Below are 2,267 nucleotides of genomic sequence, written 5' to 3'. Positions count from 1 at the left end.
GGGGCGGCGTCGCGCTCGGCCTCGCGGATGGCGGCGGCGACGCGGGCGGAGCGGTCGGCGGCGGCCCGGTGGCGCAGCACGGTCTCGGCGGCCTGCCACGCCATGTGCAGCGTGCGGGCCTCGGTCAGTTCGCGGCGCTGGGCGGCGGCGCCCTTCTCGGCGGCGGCGAGCGCCAGGGAGGCGTGCCGGTAGGCGAGTTCGGCGGCGACGAGGGAGCTGCGGCCGCGATCCTGTTCGGCGTCGGTGACGGCGTGGGCGGCGGAGGCGACCTGTTCGGCGAGCTCGGCGGCGTTGCCGCGCTCCCGCGCGCCGCGGGCGGAGAGACGGCGGGCGAGGGCGCGGGTGCGGCGCTCGGCCCCGGCGTGCACGCCCCGCGCCTGCTCGCGGCCGAGTGCCAGTTCCGCGATGCGGGAGAGGAGATCGAGGGAGCCGGCGGTGAAGTCCCGCTCGGCGGTCAGTTCGGCGCGGCGGCCCAGCTTGTGGGCGAAGCCGTGGACGAGGTCGGCGAGGCCGTCGGTGTCGCGGGTGTCGGTGACGGCGCGCAGCAGCAGGTCGGTGAAGTCGGAGTCGTTCTTGACGGCGAAGAGGCCGGCGGCCTCGCCCTCGTCGGCGTTCATCTCGCGCTGGTAGCGGAAGAGTTCGGGGTCGAGGCCGAGCTCGCCGAGGTGTTCGTTCCAGCGCTCGTGGATCTCCTCCCACACCACGTCGAGGTGCGGATACGCCTTGTCGGCCTCGGTGATGGCGTCGCGGAACCCCTTCATGGTGCGGCGGCGGCCGCGGGCCCCGGAGGCGCCCTCGACGTCGCGGCGCATGGCGGTGGACTCGGCCACGGGCAGCGAGTCGAGGCTCAGGCCGGGGCCGGGGCGGAAGGAGTACCAGGCTTCGGCGAACTTCCGGGGGTCGCCGGAGACCTGCCGGCCGCGCCATTCGCTGACCTTGCCGACGACGACGCTTTCGCCGGTGAGGACGTGCTGCCACTCCAGGGCGACGTGTCCGCAGTCGTCGGCGAGGAGGAATTTGCGCAGCACGCCGGAGCTGGCGCCGCCCAGGGTGTTGCGGTGGCCGGGCAGCATGACGGAGAAGATCAGCTTGAGGAGTACGGACTTGCCGCCGCCGTTCTCCAGGAAGAGCACTCCGGCGGGGGCGGGGCGGCGCGGCGGCCCGACGGGCTCGTCCTCGAAGAACTCCGCCTGCGTGGGCGCGGGGGTGGGCACGGGCGCGCCGACCCCGCGCAGGTCCAGCACGGTGTCGGCGTAGCGCGCGCCGGCGGGCCCGATGGAGTAGAGGCGGACCCGGGACAGCTCGTACATGGCGGCGGACTCTCGTTGCGTGCGGGCGGGTTGCGGGGGCGGCAGCGGTGCCGGGGTCAGGCGTGGAACGGCAGGCCGGCGTCGGCGACCAGGTCGAGGTCGTCGGCGTCCTGCGGCGGCAGCAGGGTCGCGCCGCCGTCGCCGACGGGCACGATGCCCAGCTCCAGCAGCTCGGCCATGGCGGCGCTGCCCGCCATGTCGCGGACCTGGAGCTGGTAGCGGGCGGTGGTGCGGAACGCGCCGCCGGAGTCGTCGCCGGTGCGCTGGAGGAAGCCGGAGTCGACGAGGAAGGCGACGGCCTTGGCGATGATGCCGGTGGTCGAACCGGCCAGCCGGCGGGCGTCCTTGGTGGCCCCGGTCGCGCTGCGGCGCGCGTACACCCGCCAGGCCGCCTCCAGTCCGGGCGCGTCGGTAGTGGGGTCGGTGTTGTCGCCCTGTTCCTCGGCGCGCTCCTCCAGGCGGCGGCAGGCCTGCCGTACGAACGCGTCGACGCCGTTGACCGTGACGCGGCCGATGTAGCCGTCGTCGGCGAGGTCCTCGGGGCGCGGGAACGCCAGGGCCGCTACGCAGAGGTGGGCCAGTCCGTGCAGGAAGCGGTCGGCGGAGTCCGCGGTGGCGCGGCGGGCGTAGTCGCCCATGCGGACGGCGAAGACGGAGTCCTCGGCGGCCGCGACGGCCATTCCGGCGCGCTGCGACACTTCGAGGACGATGAGGCCGAGTCCGGTGGCGACGGCGTCGGCGAGCCGCGCGAAGGCGGGCTCGTCGCGGTGGCGGCGCAGCAGTTCGGCGTAGTCCGCGTCGCGGGCGGGCAGCAGCTTGGGCTGGAGCCCGTAGGCGACGAGACGGGCCGCGTCGGCGGCGTCGGCGGGGGTGACGGAAGCGGTGGCCGCCGGTGCGGACTGCGCCGGTTCCGCCTCGGCGGTGGGCGCCTCCCACTGCGCGGCGCCGTCGGCGTGC

1 protein-coding gene and 1 pseudogene are annotated in these 2,267 nt (G+C 75.7%); both read right to left on the bottom strand.

Annotation, left to right across the window (positions count from 1 at the left end):
• Positions 1 to 1,310: pseudogene (locus ACFU99_RS41215) on the bottom strand (hypothetical protein); the annotation flags it as partial.
• A 56-nt stretch (positions 1,311 to 1,366) separates the two neighbouring features.
• Positions 1,367 to 2,267, bottom strand: a 901-nt coding sequence (locus ACFU99_RS41210) for a hypothetical protein (protein WP_384403208.1), incomplete at its 5' end; no start/stop codon positions are given.

It is taken from the genome of Streptomyces sp. NPDC057654 (assembly GCF_042800135.1).
Classification (GTDB): Bacteria; Actinomycetota; Actinomycetes; order Streptomycetales; family Streptomycetaceae; genus Streptomyces.
This window is presented reverse-complemented; position numbering and strand designations above follow the sequence as displayed.